Annotated in this window: 17 protein-coding genes; all 17 read left to right on the top strand. The window is 50.7% G+C overall.

Translation table 11 applies throughout. The annotated features are described in order from the left end of the window. The first annotated feature begins 22 nt into the window (after positions 1-22). The 17 genes from atpG (at position 23) to L6H98_RS03720 (ending at position 19,446) form a co-directional block, all read left to right on the top strand. Positions 23-892: an ATP synthase F1 subunit gamma gene (atpG, locus tag L6H98_RS03800; protein ID WP_236413017.1), complete on the top strand. Its 870-nt coding sequence runs from the start codon at positions 23-25 to the stop codon at positions 890-892. A gap of 150 nt (positions 893-1,042) precedes the next feature. After that, a complete protein-coding gene (gene atpD / locus L6H98_RS03795) occupies positions 1,043-2,446 on the top strand; it encodes a F0F1 ATP synthase subunit beta (protein ID WP_236413015.1) in 1,404 nt (467 codons plus the stop codon). A 64-nt stretch (positions 2,447-2,510) separates the two neighbouring features. Continuing rightward, positions 2,511-2,915: a F0F1 ATP synthase subunit epsilon gene (locus L6H98_RS03790; protein WP_236413013.1), complete on the top strand. Its 405-nt coding sequence runs from the start codon at positions 2,511-2,513 to the stop codon at positions 2,913-2,915. Positions 2,916-3,553: 638 nt separating this feature from the next. After that, positions 3,554-3,811 (top strand): DUF1146 family protein, encoded by a 258-nt coding sequence (locus tag L6H98_RS03785; protein ID WP_236413011.1) that lies wholly within the window; start codon positions 3,554-3,556, stop codon positions 3,809-3,811. 522 nt (positions 3,812-4,333) lie between these two features. Continuing rightward, positions 4,334-5,680, top strand: coding sequence for a UDP-N-acetylglucosamine 1-carboxyvinyltransferase (murA, locus tag L6H98_RS03780; protein WP_236413706.1), 1,347 nt, complete (start codon positions 4,334-4,336; stop codon positions 5,678-5,680). Positions 5,681-5,987: 307 nt separating this feature from the next. Further along, positions 5,988-7,280, top strand: a complete 1,293-nt coding sequence (spoIID, locus tag L6H98_RS03775; protein ID WP_236413010.1) for a stage II sporulation protein D — start codon at positions 5,988-5,990, stop codon at positions 7,278-7,280. A gap of 706 nt (positions 7,281-7,986) precedes the next feature. Beyond that, the gene (locus L6H98_RS03770; RefSeq protein WP_236413008.1) at positions 7,987-8,721 is read left to right on the top strand and encodes a M23 family metallopeptidase; all 735 of its coding nucleotides are present in this window, start codon (positions 7,987-7,989) and stop codon (positions 8,719-8,721) included. A 173-nt stretch (positions 8,722-8,894) separates the two neighbouring features. Beyond that, complete coding sequence (spoIIID, locus tag L6H98_RS03765; RefSeq protein WP_024632710.1) at positions 8,895-9,182, top strand: sporulation transcriptional regulator SpoIIID; 288 nt, start codon at positions 8,895-8,897, stop codon at positions 9,180-9,182. 220 nt (positions 9,183-9,402) lie between these two features. Further along, positions 9,403-10,401 (top strand): rod shape-determining protein, encoded by a 999-nt coding sequence (locus tag L6H98_RS03760; protein WP_236413006.1) that lies wholly within the window; start codon positions 9,403-9,405, stop codon positions 10,399-10,401. Positions 10,402-10,505: 104 nt separating this feature from the next. Next, positions 10,506-11,390 carry a flagellar hook-basal body protein gene (locus L6H98_RS03755; protein WP_236413004.1) on the top strand — a complete coding sequence of 295 codons (885 nt, stop codon included), beginning with the start codon at positions 10,506-10,508 and terminating at the stop codon, positions 11,388-11,390. A gap of 86 nt (positions 11,391-11,476) precedes the next feature. Then, the gene (locus L6H98_RS03750; protein ID WP_236413003.1) at positions 11,477-12,316 is read left to right on the top strand and encodes a flagellar hook-basal body protein; all 840 of its coding nucleotides are present in this window, start codon (positions 11,477-11,479) and stop codon (positions 12,314-12,316) included. Positions 12,317-12,325: 9 nt separating this feature from the next. Next, complete coding sequence (locus L6H98_RS03745) at positions 12,326-12,550, top strand: DNA-directed RNA polymerase subunit beta (protein WP_236413001.1); 225 nt, start codon at positions 12,326-12,328, stop codon at positions 12,548-12,550. A gap of 488 nt (positions 12,551-13,038) precedes the next feature. Further along, positions 13,039-13,470 carry a 3-hydroxyacyl-ACP dehydratase FabZ gene (fabZ, locus tag L6H98_RS03740; protein ID WP_236413000.1) on the top strand — a complete coding sequence of 144 codons (432 nt, stop codon included), beginning with the start codon at positions 13,039-13,041 and terminating at the stop codon, positions 13,468-13,470. Positions 13,471-13,566: 96 nt separating this feature from the next. Next, on the top strand, positions 13,567-15,288 hold the full coding sequence (locus L6H98_RS03735; protein WP_236412999.1) for a phospho-sugar mutase: 1,722 nt from the start codon (positions 13,567-13,569) through the stop codon (positions 15,286-15,288). A 249-nt stretch (positions 15,289-15,537) separates the two neighbouring features. Continuing rightward, positions 15,538-17,559: a DUF5693 family protein gene (locus L6H98_RS03730; RefSeq protein ID WP_236412998.1), complete on the top strand. Its 2,022-nt coding sequence runs from the start codon at positions 15,538-15,540 to the stop codon at positions 17,557-17,559. Beyond that, a complete protein-coding gene (gene csaB / locus L6H98_RS03725) occupies positions 17,535-18,680 on the top strand; it encodes a polysaccharide pyruvyl transferase CsaB (protein WP_236412997.1) in 1,146 nt (381 codons plus the stop codon). The genes L6H98_RS03730 and csaB overlap by 25 nt, the downstream gene beginning before the upstream one ends. Position 18,681: 1 nt before the next feature. Next, on the top strand, positions 18,682-19,446 hold the full coding sequence (locus tag L6H98_RS03720) for a WecB/TagA/CpsF family glycosyltransferase (protein WP_236412996.1): 765 nt from the start codon (positions 18,682-18,684) through the stop codon (positions 19,444-19,446). Positions 19,447-19,648: the final 202 nt, after the last annotated feature.

Raw genomic sequence — 19,648 nt, 5'->3', positions numbered from 1 at the left:
AAAGTTTTAAGGTGGTGAAATCATGGCAAAAGGCATGCGCGAAATCAAGCGGCAAATTAAGAGTGTGCAAAGTACAAAGCAGATCACCAAGGCGATGGAAATGGTTGCGGCAGCCAAGCTGCGCAAAGCGCAGGAACGAGCTGAAGCAGCACGCCCTTACTCTGAGAAGTTGAAAGAAGTTGTGGCAAGCATTGCTACGAGCACCAAGGGGATCAAACATCCGATGCTTGACAGTCGTCCGGTGAAAAAGACGGCTTATCTGGTCATCACATCAGATCGCGGTCTTGCGGGAGGATACAATGCGAATATTTTGCGTTTGGTCAATCAAACGCTTAAGGAGAAGCATAAATCCAAGGATGAGTATGCTCTGTTCGTCATCGGCCGCAAAGGGCGGGACTACTTCAGACGACGTGATATCGCAATGGCTGCAACTACAACCGACTTATCTGATTCACCTGCATTTGCGGATATCAAATCGATCGCACATGAAGCGGTTCATGGATTTGAACTGGCTGAATTCGATGAGTTGTTCATTTGCTATAACCGCTTTGTGAATGCATTGACCCAGATCCCTACGGTGGACCGTCTTCTTCCGATGGAAACACCAGAGGTATCCACGGCAGGAGGCCCGGTAGCTAGCTGCGAATATGAGCCATCTCCTGAAGCTGTGCTCGAGGTGCTGCTCCCGCGTTACGCGGAAACGCTCATCTACGGCGCGCTCCTGGACGGTAAAGCAAGTGAGTTGGGTGCGAAGATGACAGCCATGGGTAATGCAACCAAAAATGCATCCAAACTTATCAATGATCTGTCATTGACCTATAACCGTGCCCGTCAGGCAGCAATCACGCAGGAAATCACGGAAATCGTGGCAGGTGCCAACGCACAAAGTTAAAGATGCATTCTCATTTCTTTCAAAGAAGTGGGAGCAAGGTTCGGCTCGTTGAAAATGGGCGTGTTTATATATGAAAGCTTGCAATGCAAGGATGAATGAACGGAACTTATTTTTGCAAAAGTAGCAGGCTTGTAGGAGGGGAACGTTAAGATGAACAAAGGACGCGTTGTGAGCATCATGGGTCCGGTCGTTGACGTCGAGTTTGAACGCGGCGGCCTGCCGGAAATCCTCAATGCCATTACGATCAAAACGCAGAATGAAAGCGGCGTTGCAATCGACCTTACGCTGGAAGCTTCCAAACATCTGGGTGACAACCGCGTGCGTTGTATTGCGATGTCTTCCACGGATGGACTTGTACGCGGCGTTGAAGCTGTAGACACAGGTGCTCCAATTTCCGTACCGGTAGGGGAAGCAACTCTGGGTCGCGTATTTAACGTGCTTGGCGAAGCGATTGATACGAATGGCGAAGTCAAAGCAGAAGTGAAAAATCCGATTCACCGAGCGGCTCCTGCATTCGACGAACTGACGACCCAAGCAGAAATGCTGGAAACGGGAATCAAAGTTATCGACTTGCTGGCCCCTTACGCTAAAGGTGGTAAAATCGGCCTCTTCGGTGGTGCCGGTGTAGGTAAAACCGTAACGATTCAGGAACTGATCAACAACATCGCCCAAGAGCACGGCGGGATCTCCGTATTTGCGGGTGTTGGTGAGCGTACGCGTGAAGGTAATGACCTTTATCACGAAATGAGCGATTCCGGCGTTATCAACAAAACGGCAATGGTCTTCGGACAAATGAACGAGCCGCCGGGCGCGCGTCTTCGCGTAGCCCTCACGGGTCTGACCATGGCGGAATATTTCCGTGATGAAGAAGGCCGTGACGTGCTGCTCTTTATCGATAACATCTTCCGTTTCACCCAAGCGGGTTCCGAAGTATCGGCCTTGCTTGGACGTATGCCTTCTGCGGTAGGTTACCAACCTACGTTGGCTACGGAAATGGGTCAATTGCAAGAGCGGATCACATCGACGAAAAAAGGTTCCGTAACATCGATCCAAGCGATCTATGTTCCTGCGGATGACTATACGGATCCGGCTCCAGCGACAACGTTTGCTCACTTGGATGCAACGACGAACTTGGAGCGTAAAATTTCCGAGATGGGTATCTACCCTGCGGTAGATCCATTGGCATCGAGCTCTCGTATCCTCAGCCCTGAGGTTGTAGGGGAAGAGCATTACAACGTTGCTCAAGGCGTTAAACGCATCTTGGCTCGTTACAATGAGTTGCAGGACATTATCGCAATCCTGGGTATGGACGAGCTCAGCGAGGAAGACCGTGCGCTCGTTTACCGCGCTCGTAAAATCCAGCGTTTCTTGTCCCAACCATTCCACGTTGCCGAAGCGTTCAACGGTATTCCGGGTAAATACGTTCCGGTTAAAGAAACGGTGCGCAGCTTTAAAGAAATTCTCGAAGGCAAGCATGACGATCTTCCGGAAGCAGCTTTCCTCTTCGTGGGCACCATTGAAGAGGCAGTGGAGAAAGCCAAAACTTTGGTATAATCCGATCCGGGATTGTCCTTAATGAAGTGAGCTATCCTTCGGATAGTTTTCAGGAGGGATGGAATTGAGCACCTTATTGTTGGAAATCGTTACCCCAGAGCGACTTGTATATTCCGAACAAGTGAATAGCCTTATCGCTCGTGGTGTTGAAGGGGAGCTTGGCATTCTGCCAGGGCATATTCCGTTGGTAACTCCTTTGCAAATCGCACCAATCACGATCAAAAACGGAAAGCAAGAAAAGCTGGTTGCCGTAGGTGGCGGCTTTATTGAAATCCGTAAGGATAAGGTTGTTGTACTTGCAGAGAGCGCCGAGTTTCCGGAGGACATCGATGTGGACCGTGCTCGTGCGGCAAAAGAGCGGGCGGAGCGCCGGCTTAGCAGCCAGAGCAATCAGGATCATTTCGATCATCGTCGTGCAGAAATCGCACTGCAAAAAGCGATTAACCGGATCAACGTTTACGGCAAATAAACAATTATGAGGGGCCTGGCAGTCTAACTGCCGGGCTTCTTTTTAAGGTTGCAGTCCTTCTTGTGATGCGTGCTTGAACATCGTAACGGTGATGATTTTGTTTAAATGCGTTGTGATGGATCGAGAGGATCGAGCGAATCGTGGGAATATGTACCTTTTCGTTGGTTAGAATAGGCGTAGTTTCTTTCACGAAAACGTCTTCTATGATCCGTATAACCTCCTTAAAAAGGGAGATTAGGGGATAGTTCTGCGGTTTTTTTTCTAGTTTTTGATTAGCAAACCTACATAATTGATTATGATATAGGACTAAAGTAATAGGTATCTTTACCACTTAGAGAACCATTTTTTGGCCGCGAAAACCGGAATTATTTCCGAGGAAATGACAAATTCGATATCGAAAAAACGCTCTTTTATGTCGTTTTGGTTACCTAATCCTGACCGTTTGATTTTAGAATAGTTTAGTAAAGTGGAAATCAATGTAATTGACAAGGTATGATGAAAGAGCCTATATTCCATAGAGTCAGATGATGCAAAAAAATGTGTGGGATAACTTTGGAAGAAGGCCATATCATGCTTAGGTAGTGAAGGACAATTTGAATTGTTCGGATTGCTGTAACAAATGCGGAGGTAATGAATATATGGATAATGATCTGACGAATCAGGTAAACCAGACATTAAGCGCAAACGGCTTGATTTCGATCTGTGTATCGCTGTTGTGTATCGCGGTGGCGTGGTGGACCTTGCAAAATCTAAAGCTGGAACTCATCATTAGGCAGCCGAAAGGACCTCAAGGCAGATTGCTGCATTTGTTGTTGGCGATTATCGTTGGTCATGCGGTATCCGGTTTCGTCATTGACTATATGTCCTGGACCCAGATGCTTCGCTATTTGTTTTGAAGAAGATATGGTTGGTTAATCATCTGTTAGGCTCTCATGCAGCGTCGTTGTCGAATAACATCGATTGATTGTGTTAACAATTAGAATAAGATTGAAGGACAATTGCCGATTGGGAAAAAAATGTGACACAAAATTGGATGGTTTTGATTCATTTTCTCTAAAAATGCTTGTAACCAACAATTCAACGGTGTTATGATGGAAGTTAGGGAATTCACATTTTTTATTTTAAATTTGAAGGCTATAAAGGGATACCCGGTTCAATCCGGCTAAAAATCATCCCGAAAAACAAGGTCGCAGGCCGGTTGGGCATTCATGATTTATTTCAAACGTCCAGAGGCATTCGTCACGACATGTGGTATCATCTATTTGGATCATAAACCAATCTTTTCTGATCAGACATCAAGGTGTTTTCTTACCAGACAATGTCGAAATTCCATATACAGTCATGGTCCTTTCGTTTTTTGGAGGGGCTTATGCATTTCGGAATGAAGAAAAGGGAATAAAAGCGCGGAGGGAACCATGATGAGCAAATTTATCGTCCGCGGTGGCAAAAGATTGACCGGAAGTGTCAAAGTTAGCGGCGCTAAAAATTCCGTTCTTCCGATCATCGCTGCCTCTCTCTTAGGGGAAAAAGGCCAAAGCGTCATTGTAGACGCGCCTCCTCTAGACGATGTGATGACGATTAATAAAGTGTTGGAATCGCTGGGAGCCAAGGTTACATACCGGGACGAAGTGATTACCGTGAATGCGGAGAATTTGACTTCCTGTGAAGCACCGTATGAATGGGTAAGCAAAATGCGGGCGTCCTTTCTGGTCATGGGGCCTTTATTGACGCGTATGGGGCACACAAGGATTTCTCTCCCTGGCGGATGCGCGATCGGCACGCGGCCGATTGACCAACATCTTAAAGGGTTTGAAGCTATGGGGGCAGAGATCAGCCTCGGCCAAGGGTACATCGAAGCACGTAGCCAAGGAAGGCTGCGCGGCGCTAAAATTTATCTGGATGTAGCTTCCGTTGGAGCTACTCAAAATATTATGATGGCTGCTACTCTTGCAGATGGGGTAACCATTCTGGAGAATGCGGCAAAAGAACCCGAGATCGTGGATCTAGCCAACTACCTGAACGGTATGGGGGCCAAGGTTCGCGGAGCGGGAACAGGCATTATTCGCATTGAAGGCGTGGAGAAGCTGACCGGTGTTCGGCATACCGTCATCCCGGATCGGATCGAAGCGGGCACGTATATGGCTGCTGCAGCCATTTCTGGCGGAGACGTATACATCGAAGGTGCCATCTCGGATCACATGGGCTCAGTCATTGCCAAGATGGAAGAAATGGGCGTCACGATTATTCCTGACGAAAATGGCGTACGAGTTGTTGCAGACCGTCCACTCAAAGCGGTAGACGTGAAGACATTGCCGTACCCTGGTTTCCCGACGGATATGCAGTCCCAGATGATGGCTTTGTTGCTTGCTTCCGAAGGAACAAGCGTTGTGACGGAAACCGTGTTTGAGAATCGCTTCATGCATGTGGATGAATTCCAATTGATGAATGCGGAGATCAAGGTGGAAGGCCGTTCGGCGATCGTCACGGGCAATGCGAAACTGAAGGGTGCCAAGGTAACCGCAACGGACCTGAGAGCAGGGGCAGCCCTGATCATTGCCGGCTTGGTTGCTGAAGGTACGACGGAAGTTGGCGGCGTGCATCACATCGATCGCGGTTATGTACATTTGGCGGAAAAGCTGAATGGACTGGGTGCCGACATCTATCGGATTTCCGTCGATGAGCCGAAGCTGGAATCGGTCAAAACCCCGAACGAGAAACCGGAGGACGAAGTGCCGATGTTCAAGGTGCAACCAACCTGGGCTTAATGAACAAAAGATGATTAAAATGGAATACATGAAAGAGCTAAGCCTTAGAGCTTGGCTCTTTTTTTTTGCCTCTTTAATGGGTAGATAGGGCAAGTTTACGATGCCAAATGAGAGATACTCCTTTTTAGGAGCTGATTCTATGAATAGCTGCTCCTAAAGTTCCATCTTTTTCTTTTTAGGCACCGGGCTAGCAGGCGTTTCTCTCAAATCGGGTTCTACCAGATCGTGAACGCTCATACTCTTAACTATGGAATGAAAACGAAAGATGAGTTCATAGGCTGATTACGACAATGGAGGGCTAACGAAAATGAAGGAAGCGCGTATACAGGTCAAATTGCCCCTCAACGCTCCAACGGTTGGAGAAGCAGTAGAGAACGAGGCAGAAGCCGAGGCTGCCCTGCAGCCGGTTGAGAAAAAAGACAAGCCATTTCCAACAAGGATGCGCGAGGAGCAGGCTCATGCGCCTATTATAGAACTGGATCATTATCGCGTCGTTAAGAGGCGGCGAATGAAGGTGTTTGGACAGAATCGGGGATGGGGTCAGCGTAATCCTAGGAGGTGGCAACCTGTGGCAGCCGTATCCGCGTTGGTGGGGGTGGCATTAATTATACCGGCGATCCTGGTCTGGCCGAATGACATCAAGGTTCCACCTTCTCCGGCTTCGGCGGTGCAGGAACAAACTTCAACTTCCAAACCTTCCCCCGTCGTACCTGTCGCGTATCCTGAGCCGGAGGTGCGGGTGTACCTATCGGGTAAAGGAACTACGATGAACCTGCCTCTGGAAGAGTATGTAGCGGGGGTAATCGCGGCGGAAATGCCCTCGGACTTCCAGCTAGAGGCGTTAAAAGCCCAGGCGATCGCAGCGCGCACATTTATCGTTCGACGTCTGGAGGCCAACGATACAAGCGGCGTGCCGGGTGGGGTCGCTGACGTGACCGATACCGTAAGCCATCAGGTTTTTCTTCCGCCGGATCAAGTGAAGACCGAGTGGACAAAGCTCGGAAAAACGAAGGACTGGGAGAAGCTGCAGCAGGCCGTTCGTGAGAGCGAGGACACCGTGATGACATACCAAGGCAAGCCGATTACGGCATCCTTTTTTTCGACAAGCAACGGTTATACGGAAAATGCAGAAGATGTGTGGGGAAATGCGGTACCCTATCTGAAAAGCGTGGACAGCCCCTGGGACAAAAAGGTAGCTCCGGGATTCGAAGAGACCGTGACGATGAGCCGGTCCGAAATCCTTCGAAAACTGCAGCTTGGCGATGACGCGATTCCCGCAACGGCCCAGAACGGCGGATCCTGGATGGAAGTGCTGTCCACGACCGCAGGACATCGAATCAAGCAAGTGCGGATCGGAAGCAAGGTGTTCGGCGGACCGGAAGTCCGAAACCTGCTCGGTCTGCGGTCCAGCCAGTTCACCTGGGCGGCAGAAGGGGATGAGGTGCGGATTACGACATACGGCTACGGTCATGGCGTCGGTATGAGCCAATGGGGAGCCAACGGCATGGCGCAGGAGGGGTATACCGCAACGCAGATCCTGAAGCACTACTATACGGGTATCTCCTTTGGACATGCATCCAAGATGCTGGCAAAGCAATAACCCCAGAGAGATCGGATGAGGATCTCCACAAAAAAGAACTTGTTTCCCGATAAGCCCCCAATCTCTATCTGATCTTTAAACATACCAGATTCTCATTAATGGGATAGGCTGCATGCCCGGCAGGTGACGTGAGCTGTACTTCAGCCTTATAGATCAACTAGGCCTTTAATGGCGAGGTAAGCTAGAACCAAGCCACCTACCATACCCAGCCCAATCACAAAGCTTTCAAGACTTGGCTATACTCTATCGGATTGAGATTACACGAGAACGGAGCAGGCAGAATAAATCTGAAGAAGCGAAGCGCTCGCCTTTATCCCTGGATTTCAACCATCTATATAAACCGCAAAAAAGATAACACACGTTAACGGAGAGGCAGAACCAATCTGGAGAAGCGAAGCGGTCGCGTTTATCCCCGGATTTTCCCCCTTAGAGAAGGGGAATCAAAAAAATCCGGGGATAACAGCGATCGGAAGATGGTACTGCACTCGTAGTGGCCTTGTGTGATTGATTAGGATGGTTTATATAAAGGAATAATAGAAATCCAGGGATAACAGCAATCGGAAGATTGTTCTGACAGCGTAGTGGCACAGTGTAATCCGGCAAATTCGGCATGTATAGCACTCTCTGAAAGCTTTGTGAAAATAATTAGAGTCGCCCGTGTATAAAAGAGTTGCACCCGGTAACACTTGTTACTGAGGTGATCAAGATGAATGAACAAAACAAAAAAACCATCCAGGAAGAGACTCCTAAAACAACTCAAGGAGTACCGGCAAGCCAGCCTTCTTCATGGAAAAGAGCAATGTCCAAACGCTGGGTGTTCCCGGCAGCTTACATCGCGGCAGCAGGTATTATACTAACCTTAGTTTGGGTCTATCAGGGAACAAGCCAAAAGACGCTTGAATCCAAACCCACGGGTGTAGTAGAAAACGGCTCCGTAGCTACGGGAGAAACAGCAGCGGAAGAGGGTCAGGAAAGTGTGGAAGTGGTCGCGAAGTCGGAGAATTTTGCATGGCCTGTAAGCAACCCTTCGGAAATCTCGGTCGTGAGACCATTCTATGACAATGAAGGATCTGCCGAAGAGCATGAGGCGGCGATGGTTCAGTACAACGACACATTCATTCCGAATACAGGCGTGGATCTGGCTCGTGGGGATAATGAAACCTTCGAAGTCAAAGCAGCGCTCGGCGGCAAAGTTACCCGAGTTGAACAAAACCCGTTGACGGGTCAAGTCGTGGAAATTACGCACGATGGAAATCTCAAAACGGTTTACCAAAGCTTGGCCGACGTCAAAGTGAAACAAAACGATGAAGTGAAATTGGGAGACACCATTGCTTCCGCCGGCGTGAGCGAACTCGGCAAAACGTTGGGTAATCACCTTCACTTCGAAGTGTACGAAGACGGACAGCCGGTTAATCCGCAAGGATACCTTCCGGAAAAGTAAAATGGTTTATGCCTGATCCGCATGAAGGAGCAGAGGGTTTGTCCCTCTGCTCTTTTCTGTGCTTTTGTTAAAATAATGGGACCTTTGAAGCATGTCACGCTCCAAACCGAGAATATCTAGACCTGCCCCTCATATAATGTACCAAACTATCCACACAGTAGGGAGGCGGGAGCGTGCACGATTACATCAAGGAACGGACCATTAAAATCGGTCGCTGCATTGTTGAGACGAGAAATACGGTCCGAACCATTGCTAAAGAATTCGGCGTATCCAAAAGCACGGTGCATAAGGATCTGACGGAGCGTCTGCCTGAAATCAACCCGGATCTTGCTGACCAGGTGAAGCATATTCTGGAGTACCACAAGTCGATCCGCCATTTGCGGGGCGGGGAAGCAACCAAAATCAAATACAAAAAAACAAGCGGAAAAAAACGCGAAGTATTGGCTTCTGCCAAATCATGAAGGAGCGGGAAAAGACATAGGCCAAAAAGCTCACAAACGGATTGAATCCCTCCCCTGAAGTATGATATGTTAAAAGCTGGTACAGGATCGAATTATGACATCTTATCAGCCCGATTTTTACATATAAATGCTGCACTTTGTCGAACGAGCGGTGACGTGATAAGGGACTCTTTTTCACAGGATACGCTGACCAAAATAATATCACTTTGGGGGCTCTTTTATGTTAAGCAAGGATATCGGTATTGATCTTGGCACGGCGAACGTGCTCATTCACGTGAAAGGAAGCGGGGTCGTTCTCGACGAACCTTCTGTCGTGACCATTGAAAGCGATACGAAGCGTGTCCTTGCGGTGGGAGAAGAAGCGCGTCGCATGGTGGGACGCACGCCCGGCAACATTGTTGCCATCAGACCGCTGCGCGACGGCGTTATCGCGGACTTCGAAATCACGGAAGCCATGCTGCGGCATTTCATCAATCGTGTGGGGGCGCGCAACTGGTACAGCCGTCCGCGTATTTTGATCTGCGCGCCGACGAACATTACCTCCGTGGAACAGAAAGCGATCCGTGAGGCGGCCGAACGCAGCGGTGCCAAAGAAGTATTTTTGGAAGAAGAGCCAAAGGCGGCGGCGATCGGCGCAGGCATGGACATTTTTCAGCCGAGCGGTAATATGGTTGTGGACATCGGCGGCGGAACGACGGATATTGCCGTGCTTTCCATGGGCGATATTGTCACCGCCTCTTCCATTAAAGTAGCAGGGGACAAGTTTGACGAAGCTATTATTAAATTCATTAAGGCCAAATACAAACTCATGATCGGCGAGCGTACGGCGGAAGATATCAAAATCGCCATCGGTTCCGTCCATCCGGACGGAGTGAAAAAAGAAATGGATATTCGCGGGCGTGACATGGTATCGGGTTTACCGGTTACAGTCACCATCTCGGGGAGTGAGGTACAGGAAGCGCTCTGGGATTCGGTGCAGTCGATCATCGCGGCTGCCAAATCGGTATTGGAGCGGACACCGCCGGAATTGTCGGCGGACATTATCGACCGGGGCGTTGTGTTGACGGGCGGAGGAGCGCTGCTCAATGGATTGGACGAACTGTTAACCAACGAGCTTCACGTACCGGTATGGGTAGCAGAGGACCCGATGCATTGCGTCGTCAAGGGAACGGGAATCATGCTGAACAATTTGGATCAAGTCGTTAAGAAAAAGTTCTGATCTGCCGATATAAACATCAAAGAGTTGTCCGGAAGGAAGAATGGAACGGGCATATTTTCTTCCTTTTACGTAGGACAAGCATAGGATAGAAAGGGGATTACTCCATGTTAAGAGGGCTGTATACCGCCGCTGCCGGCATGATTACGCAGCAGCGCCGCCATGACACCGCCACCCAGAACATCGTGAACATGAACACAACAGGATATAAACAGGTCAACAGCGTAAGCCGTTCTTTTCCGGAAATGCTGATCGGCCTGGTGGGCGGAGATGCCAATGTGCCGACGAAGCGCCTTGGCCGGCTGAACACGGGGGTATTTGCGGAAGAAAGCTTGTCCATGAACGTGCAGGGAACCCTGATGGAAAGCGGGCAGAAGAACGATTTCGCCATTTCCTCCGACCTGACCCTTAACGATCCGCAGACAGGACAACCGGTTGCCTTTAATGAATCCGGCAAATTCGTGCGTGAGGACGGAACGGTTCTTTATCAGCCGCAGGCTTATTTTACGGTTAGAGACCAGAACGGAAATACGAGATATACGCGCGACGGGCATTTCCAGATTACAGGGGATGGATCGCTGCTGAGCTCCACGGGAGCAGAAGTGCTGGACAATAATGGTCAGCCGGTTGTATTGACAGGCTCGGTCGAGCAATTTAAAGTGGATGGGCAAGGACGCTTGGTCGATGTCAATACAGGTGATCCGACGGGAGTCACTTTGGGAATCAGCGTGATTGACCAGCCTAACCAGCTGGTGCGTGAAGGTGACGGCAACTTTAGCCTGAACGGTCAAGGGGGAGCTACGGTTAGAATGATGGCCGCCGGAGACAACGTGCAGATCCGTCAAGGATATTTGGAAGGCTCCAACGTGGATGCCTCGCGTGCCACCGTTGACATGAACGCCGCTTATCGCGCATACGAAGCGAACCAGAAGATGGTGCAATTTTATGATCGCAGTTTGGACAAGGCCGTGAACGAAGTAGGGCGCGTATAACGACGCCGGCATCTACCATATGATTATTGCTGCAGCGCCGAGAGCGGAATGTGCTTGGCGAGCAGAGCAGGGAGGTTAACCCGCGGATGAACAATTCCATGATTAGCGCCATGGTTTCCATGACGGGCATTCAGCAGCGGCTGGATGTTATTGCCGATAATATTGCCAACGTAAATACGGCAGGCTATAAAAGCAAACAAGCTGCGTTTGAGGACGTTCTTACCCGAGTGCAGCAACAACCGGACAAGTACAAGCTGGATGGACGCTCATCCCCGATGGGCTACAATCTTGGTTTTGGCGTACGTTTGGCAAACTTGACCAAGGACATGGGCCAAGGATCGCTCAACCAAACGGGAAATCCTACAGATTTGGCCATTGAAGGAAACGCGATGTTTGCCGTTGAGGTAGACGGGCAAAAAATGTGGACGCGTCAAGGCGCATTCCATTTCGTGGAAGACACGAGACCTAAGGCGAATCCGAACGATCCGGACCGGATGGTGCTCGTGAACGGCGAAGGATATTTTGTGCTGGGACGCAACGGTGAACGGATCACAGCTCCGAACAACAGCAAAGTCGCTTTCGACGAAAACGGGAATCTGCTGGTTCGTCGAGGCAATGCAGCCAACGCAACCATTGCGGCGCAGCTGCAAGTCGTTGACATTGAACGTCCTGAAGGACTGGTACAGTATTCGGACAATTTGTTCGGATTGGGTGCCGGGCTGACCGAAGATGACGTCTTTGGAGCGAATGCGGCAACTCGCCCTTCAACGGCAAACATTCGTCCAGGCTATCTGGAGCAATCCAACGTCGATCTGACGCAGGAAATGGCTTTGTTACTGCAAGGGCAACGAACATATCAGTTGGCAGCTCGAGCATTGACATCCAGTGATTCCATGGCGGGCCTTGCCAACAATTTGAGAGCCTAGGTGAATGCAATGACAGATACACAGCGGCAGAATGAGAAGCCGGATAAGACGAAGGTTAAGAAAAAGAAAAGCGGATGGCGGGTCCTGAGATGGTTTCTGGTTCCATTCCTGCTTGTTCTGGCCCTCGGCGGCGGCATGGTGGCCGGCTATGTGGTACTGGGCAAACAGGATTTCGGCTCCGTGTTCGAGCTGGATACCTGGAAGCATGTATATGATTTGGTGTTCGCCCCATAAAGCGGTGAAATGGATCGAAAACTCCTGCGCAGGCAGGAGTTTTCTTTTTGGCGTTGAAAACAGTATAATGGTGGGTGACGTTTGACGTTTTGACGTCAAAAGAGGCCTCCCCTGCGAAAGACGATTGTCGTCGCGAAGAGAGACCCCTTATCTTAACCTTCACTACTGCAGTCATGAAGGGTAATACTAGTGTGGACGCGAAATGAGTTTTTTATGCAAAAGAAAAATAAAAAATGAACTTGATAGGTGCTTTGTTTTAGGGATGATTCTTTTTGACGACCTAGTGGCGGGGGACGGAATCGATTCTGGAGAAGCGAAGCGTTCGCCTTTGGCTCCGAATTTCAACCTCCTTTCAAACCATTCGGAAAATTCGGAGACAACAGCGATCGGAAGAACGATCCGTAACCGGAACGGCTAAGTCGTTGGTGTTAAAATGTCAGCCGTAACGGAAAAGCATCCTATCAATAGCCCCGGGAGGAGAAAATACCGTGCTCGATAGCAAACAGATTCAAGCCATCATTCCACACCGTCCCCCATTCCTGTTGGTGGACAAGATCGTGGAAATGGAGGACGGCAAACGCGCCGTCGGATTGAAAAACGTAACCATCAACGAACCGTTCTTCATCGGCCATTTTCCGGAATATCCGGTCATGCCAGGCGTATTGATCACCGAAGCATTGGCGCAGGTTGGCGCCGCAGCCATTCTTAACGTGGAGAGCAACAAGGGGAAAATCGGATTTTTGGCAGGACTCGATAACTTCCGTTTCCGTGGTCAGGTCGTACCTGGCGATACGTTGATGCTGGAAGTCGAAATTACGCGTCTCAAAGGCTCCATCGGAAAAGGCCAAGCTACGGCAAGAGTCGGAGACAAGGTTGTCGCCGAAGGCGAAATTATGTTTGCCTTGTCTGACCCAAGCTGATTTCATAAGCAGCGCATACGGACGGAGTACATTACTCTGCGTCGCTTTAGCAAGTCATTATCAATGAATTGATATCGTGGGAAGGGGTTTGCAGCAATGGAACAGTTAAGTTCGACAGCAGCACAGACATTACAGCAGTGGTTGGAGGATGCTTCGATCGATGAAGCGACGAAACAGGAACTCCGCGATTTGCAGGATCAACCGAAGGAACTCGAAGATCGCTTTTACAGAAATCTGGAGTTCGGTACCGGCGGATTGCGCGGCGTGATCGGTGCGGGAAGCAACCGCATGAACCGTTATACCGTGGGGCGTGCGACACAAGGCTTTGCGCGGTATTTGTTGGAGCAGCACGGAGACAAGGAAGGCCGGCCTTCCGTTGTCATTGCGCATGATTCCCGTCACTTCTCGCCGGAGTTCGCGCTTGACGCAGCACTGGTGCTTGCAGGCAACGGCATCGTGGCCAAGCTGTTTACGTCGCTCCGTCCTACGCCCCAACTGTCATTCAGCGTGCGGCATCTGCAAGCCACCGGAGGCATCGTGGTCACGGCGAGCCATAATCCGCCGGAATATAACGGATACAAAGTGTACAACCATGAAGGCGGTCAGCTTGTTCCGCATGAGGCGGAGCAAGTGATCCAATACATTCAGGAGGTTCCTTCCCTGGCTGACGTGAAAAAGCTGACGCAGGAAGAAGCCGAAGCGCAAGGACTGCTCGTATGGCTAGGAGACGATGAAGATCGCGCATTCGCGGAAACGGTGGCCAGCGTTAGCCTGAGCCGTGAACTGATCCAATCCGGCATCGGCCGCGATTTCAAAATTGTTTTCACGCCGCTGCACGGAACCGGAAACATCCCGGTACGCCGCGTATTGGAGCAGATCGGTTTCGAGCAGGTGTACATCGTTCCTGAGCAAGAGCAGCCGGATGCCGAGTTTTCGACCGTGAAATCCCCTAACCCGGAAGAGCGCGAAGCGTTTACGCTGGCGATGAAGCTGGGCGAGTCTGTCGGCGCGGACATTCTGATCGGAACGGACCCGGATGCGGACCGCATGGGTGCGGTCGTCAAGGACAACAACGGCAAATATTTCGTGCTGTCTGGCAACCAGTCAGGTGCCATCATGGTGCACTACTTGCTGAGCCGTTTGCAGGAAACCGGCAAAATGCCGGCCAACGGCGCTGTCATTAAAACGATTGTTACCAGCGAGATGGGTGCGGTCATTGCGAAGCACTACGGCGCCGAAGTGATGAACACCCTGACGGGCTTCAAATATATCGGCGAAAAGATGGACCAGTTCGCAGCAACGGGTAGTCATACGTTCCTGTTCGGTTACGAAGAAAGCTACGGCTACCTTGCAGGCAATTATGCACGCGACAAAGATGCCATCCTGGCTTCGATGCTGATCGCGGAAGCGGCCGCTTATTACAAAAATCAAGGCAAAACGCTCTACGATGTGCTGCAGGACCTTTACAGCCAGTTCGGCACATTCCTGGAAAGACTGGAGTCCCGCACATTGAAAGGCAAGGACGGTGTTGCACAGATTCAAGGCAAAATGAGCGACTGGCGCAGCAATCCGCCGACAGAAGTTGCAGGCGTGGCCGTACAGGACGTGCTGGACTACTCTCTTGGCTTGGACGGCCTGCCGAAGGAAAACGTCCTTAAATTCATATTGGCAGACGGCTCCTGGTTCTGCCTGCGTCCTTCGGGTACGGAACCGAAGATTAAAGTGTATTTTGCCGTTCGTGGAGAGAGTCTGGAAGATGCGGAGAGCCGCATCGATCGCCTCGCTGCCGAAGTCATGGCACGGGTAGACGCCCAATAATTTGAATTTGCGATACACGCATGCAAGCGAGAAAGCCTCTCCGCACCGAAAGGTTGATTGGCGGAGAGGCTTTTTCTTTGGAATGTGAACGGAAGTCAAGCAATGAACCGTTTGCCGGTGCAATCGTCTGGATATAAGAAGGCTTGTTGACGCAAGCTGTTGATATCCGGATTCTGGCAGCAATGATGAATGGAATTGATGTTGAGCGAAAGGTGCAATTTGGTTCCAACACTTGAGGAGGTACATGTAGTGCGTCAAAAATGGCTTAAATGGAATAATGCTTCCCGGAAATGGTTGTGGATCGTCGTGATCATCGGTTTGATTGCGACCATTCCCGTCATTTCGGATCGGGTGCAGACCGAGAATTCGGCCGACAAGGTGGAGCTGGTCTTTAACTACCGGGGACTCCTGGACATCTCGACCTATCAGGCTCATCCCCAGGATTTTCTGAAAGAACAGCTGCCGCGCCTGAAAGAGGCCGGAATTACGACGATGGCCGTGTTCGAGAGCTCGCTCGACGAGCTGCGAAAATCACGGAAGTTGATGGTATATAACGGTGCGGATATCGCCACGGCGAATAAAGAAGTCGTGTCATCCAATGACAACTATACGTATGTGGTGTTCACGAGCGAAGAGAATGCGCAGACCTATGCGCCGATTATCGAGCAAACCTTTACGGACCGTGAAATTCCGGTTGTTCCATGGCAGTATGAAGGTCGCAGCGGTTTGATTTTGCAGACACCTCCGGAAAATGCCAACATGCAGCCGCTCATGCCTGATCCGGGCGCGATCGAAATGCTGCGGGGATACGGATTCCACATTTTGCCCCGGATTTCGGACAGCGTTCCGTACAACCAGGAATCGATGGAACGACTGCTTACCTATTTCGAAGAGAATGGGGTAACCCGCATCCTGTTTGATGGCGATGCCGTAAAAGGATACAATGATAATGCGGAGACGAAAAGCCTGGACCAGTTCGCACAGCTGCTGAACGAACATCATATCGGCCTGGCTGCCATCGAAAATTTGAAAAAACCGCAGTCCGGGTTTGCGACACTCGCGTACAAAACGGATTACAACGTAACCCGGCTGTACTCGCTTAGCGATGCGGATGCCAACCTGGACGTGAATGTCATTGCCGACCGCTTCGTCTTGGCGACGAAGGATCGCAACATTCGCATGCTTTATATGAATGCAGCACCTAGCCGGAATACGGCCAAAGCGATGATCACCGACCCGATCGACAACCTGATCAACAGTCTGGGCGAACCGGGACATGCCGTTGAACGCATGGCGAAGCATGGTTTTGAACTTGGACAAGCCGAAGCCTTCACCGTGAAGGAATCTTCGATCCAGCGTCCTGCCAAGCTTGTTGCCTTGATTGGTGCGCTTGCCATGATTTCATTGATGGTTTCCTATTTCGTGCCTATGATTACGCTGCTCGTATTTGCGCTTGGTTTGGTGGGAAGCGCAGGTCTCTTCCTCTTGAAACCAACATTGCTGGAGCAGGGCGTAGCGTTGTTGGTAGCCATTAGCGCGCCGACCATAGCGGTCATTCTTGCCGTTCGCTCCGTGAATGAACAACAGAGACGCAATCCGGATGCGCCGGCAGGTCGCAGACTGAAACAATCATTGATTTTATATGTCAGAACTTCAATTTTGTCATTGCTCGCCGTTCCCTTTATGATTGCGCTGTTGAACAATATTACGTATAGCCTGGTTATTAACCAGTTCCGCGGCGTTAGTTTGCTGCATTTTGCTCCAATGGGCCTGGTTGCCATTTATATCCTGTTTTATCGGGGTAAGGGCACCATCTCTGTTCAGCAGATCAGAGGTTTGCTGTTGACTCGTATTAACATTTTGATGGTAGTACTCGCCGTGATTGCCGCAGGCGCAGGGTATTATTATTTGACCCGCACGGGCAATGCCGGTTCGGTGACGCCGTTTGAAATGTTCCTGCGTACGGCGCTGGAGGATACGTTCGGCGTTCGTCCAAGATTTAAGGAATTCGTGCTGGGACATCCGCTGTTTATCGTTGGTGTGTTCGCTGCATTAAAATATCGGAATGTCGTGTTTGTACTGTTTATTGCAGCCATCGGACAGCTGTCCATGGTTGATACGTTTGCGCATATCCATACACCGGCCGTACTGTCGCTTATTCGCGGCGTGATGGGGCTGGGCATCGGCCTGATCTTCGGACTCATCGCCATCGGTGTATGGCAAGTAGCGGAAGGATGTTGGAAAAAATGGTCACCACTTCTCAAAAGTTAGTCATCTCGGGATATTACGGTTTTCGCAACAGCGGAGACGAAGCGGTACTGAAATCTATCCTGACATCGCTGGAAGAGGAGAGCCGACGCTCGGGCATAACGATCGAGCCGATCGTGCTCTCCATTGACCCGGAGTCGACCGCCTCTATGTATGGAGTGCGGTCCGTGCACCGGATGAAGTTCAAAGAGGTTCGCGAAGCTATCAAGGAAAGCGACGGACTGATCAGTGGCGGCGGAAGCCTTTTGCAGGACGCGACCGGGTTGAAGTCCATTCCGTATTACCTTGGCGTGATCAAGCTGGCCCAGTGGATGAAGAAACCGACCTTTATCTATGCGCAAGGCATAGGGCCGGTGAATCGAAAGATTTTTAATCCGATGATTCGTTCGGTTTTCAAAAGCTGTAAATACATTTCCGTGCGGGACGAGCAATCGGCCGAATATTTGCGCCAGCTCGGATTGCAGTGGAACAAGATCAATGTGGTGCCGGACCCTGTGATGGGGCTTCCGCTGCCTGACGAAACGCAAAATCGCAATGCATCTGTATCGTCTTCCAAGGCCAAGGACGGCAAGCTCCCGGTGATCGGCGTCTCGGTCCGTTTCTGGGAATCGGATCGCAAAGAGCTTCATGCCATCGCGGCCGGGTTAAAGAAGCTGTGCACGCACAAAAACGTGCATCTGCGTTTCATGCCCTTTCACCTGCCAGGCGATGAGCAGGCTTCGCGTTTCGTGATGGAAATGATCGGAGACGTGTCCGGCAAAGGCAGCGAAATCAGCATCACGCAGGATTTGACCGACCCGCAGCTTATGCTGCAGGAAGTCAGCAAGTGCGATGTCATGATCGGCATGCGCCTGCACAGCCTGATCTACGCGGCTTCGCAGTACGTGCCGCCTGTCGGCATCTCGTACGACCCCAAGATCGACCAGTTCCTGCTTCGCCTGGACAGTGAGCCGGTGGGAGATACAAAGGCGCTGGATGCCGACAAACTGGCCAAAACGGTGGCCAAATTGCTGGATCAGCGCTCGCAGTGGTTGAAGGAGCGCGAAGAAGGCATTACAGAGCTGAAGCAGGAAGCCAAAGTGCCTGCACAGCAAATTATTAACTATTTGGGCCGCAAAGGGTGAAATGAAGATGAATCAGACCAGTTCTGTTCCTACGGTTCCGATCTATGGCATCCCGTTCTCGAAGCTGGACATGAAAGAAACGGTGGAGGTTCTCCGGGAAGCGGTATTGTCCAAACAGCCGCATCAGGTGATTACAGCTAATCCGATCATGGTCATGGCCGCATTGGAGAATCCGGCGATGATGAAAGTCATGCAGTCGGCCGAGCTGATCGTTCCTGACGGCACCGGCGTCGTGTGGGCCGCGAACTATTGCGGTGAACCGGTGGCGGAGCGCGTGCCGGGGTTTGAGCTTTTACATGAATTGCTGCGCGTCGGTGAACACTATCGCTGGGGCGTATATTTGCTCGGTTCCACGCCGGAAGTGATTCAAGCGACGGCGGAACGGTTACAACAGCAATATCCTGCGGTGCGCATTGTAGGGTATCGCGACGGGTACTTCGGTCCGGATGAAGATGAGCAGGTGGTTGAGTCGATTCGCGCAGCTGCGCCGGATCTGCTGTTCGTTGCCCGGGGAGCCGATACTCAGGAACCGTGGATTCACAAGTATAAGAACAAGCTTCAAGTGCCTGTCATGATGGGCGTCGGAGGCAGTTTTGACGTGATTTCGGGTAAGAGCAAACGCGCACCGAAGCTGTTCCAGAAGCTGAGACTTGAGTGGTTCTATCGGTTGCTGCGGGAACCGAGCCGTGCCGGCCGGATGCTTGCGCTTCCGAAATTCGCCTTGAAAGTGATGCGCGATAAAGAAAACGTGATAAAATCCCGATAAATATAGGCGAATATGGAGGAAATCACGTGTTTTTGCTAAAAATTGAGGATGGCTTTTCGCCCATGTTCAGCGTATAATTCAGAACGGATTATGCAGGGGCGTTGATACGTCTCAATACCGTTATCACACCGGTTGCTTATAAGTTGAAACCAAAGGGTTTTACACGGAGGCACTACAGGGTCAGCACCATCTTCCGATCGCC

The sequence above is a fragment of the Paenibacillus sp. JJ-223 genome (assembly GCF_927798175.1).
GTDB lineage: Bacteria > Bacillota > Bacilli > Paenibacillales > Paenibacillaceae > Paenibacillus > Paenibacillus hubeiensis.
This window is presented reverse-complemented; position numbering and strand designations above follow the sequence as displayed.

What these genes read in the sequence shown, in the direction of transcription:
- L6H98_RS03745 (WP_236413001.1), top strand. Translation starts at nt 12,326, where the DNA reads ATGACAGATACACAGCGGCAGAATGAGAAGCCGGATAAGACGAAGGTT.
- atpD (WP_236413015.1), top strand. Translation starts at nt 1,043, where the DNA reads ATGAACAAAGGACGCGTTGTGAGCATCATGGGTCCGGTCGTTGACGTC.
- murA (WP_236413706.1), top strand. Translation starts at nt 4,334, where the DNA reads ATGAGCAAATTTATCGTCCGCGGTGGCAAAAGATTGACCGGAAGTGTC.
- L6H98_RS03755 (WP_236413004.1), top strand. Translation starts at nt 10,506, where the DNA reads ATGTTAAGAGGGCTGTATACCGCCGCTGCCGGCATGATTACGCAGCAG.
- spoIID (WP_236413010.1), top strand. Translation starts at nt 5,988, where the DNA reads ATGAAGGAAGCGCGTATACAGGTCAAATTGCCCCTCAACGCTCCAACG.
- L6H98_RS03760 (WP_236413006.1), top strand. Translation starts at nt 9,403, where the DNA reads ATGTTAAGCAAGGATATCGGTATTGATCTTGGCACGGCGAACGTGCTC.
- atpG (WP_236413017.1), top strand. Translation starts at nt 23, where the DNA reads ATGGCAAAAGGCATGCGCGAAATCAAGCGGCAAATTAAGAGTGTGCAA.
- csaB (WP_236412997.1), top strand. Translation starts at nt 17,535, where the DNA reads ATGGTCACCACTTCTCAAAAGTTAGTCATCTCGGGATATTACGGTTTT.
- L6H98_RS03735 (WP_236412999.1), top strand. Translation starts at nt 13,567, where the DNA reads ATGGAACAGTTAAGTTCGACAGCAGCACAGACATTACAGCAGTGGTTG.
- L6H98_RS03785 (WP_236413011.1), top strand. Translation starts at nt 3,554, where the DNA reads ATGGATAATGATCTGACGAATCAGGTAAACCAGACATTAAGCGCAAAC.
- L6H98_RS03720 (WP_236412996.1), top strand. Translation starts at nt 18,682, where the DNA reads ATGAAGATGAATCAGACCAGTTCTGTTCCTACGGTTCCGATCTATGGC.
- L6H98_RS03750 (WP_236413003.1), top strand. Translation starts at nt 11,477, where the DNA reads ATGAACAATTCCATGATTAGCGCCATGGTTTCCATGACGGGCATTCAG.
- L6H98_RS03770 (WP_236413008.1), top strand. Translation starts at nt 7,987, where the DNA reads ATGAATGAACAAAACAAAAAAACCATCCAGGAAGAGACTCCTAAAACA.